Source organism: Vibrio sp. SCP2 (assembly GCF_059295395.1).
The window spans coordinates 1-223 of record NZ_JCAFVV010000048.1 but is presented as its reverse complement, the minus strand read 5'-3'; the positions used below and the strand labels follow the sequence as shown (position 1 = coordinate 223).

The window sequence follows — 223 nt, the reverse complement described above, 5'->3', positions numbered from 1 at the left end:
CTACTGACTGACCGATAGTGAACCAGTACCGTGAGGGAAAGGCGAAAAGAACCCCTGTGAGGGGAGTGAAATAGAACCTGAAACCGTGTACGTACAAGCAGTAGGAGCACCCTCGTGGTGTGACTGCGTACCTTTTGTATAATGGGTCAGCGACTTATATTCAGTAGCAAGGTTAACCATCTAGGGGAGCCGTAGAGAAATCGAGTCTTAACTGGGCGTCGAG

General features: G+C 49.8%; 1 rRNA gene. It reads left to right on the top strand.

What is annotated here, in order from left to right:
- Positions 1 to 223, top strand: a 23S ribosomal RNA gene (locus tag AC5O63_RS22500); the annotation flags it as partial.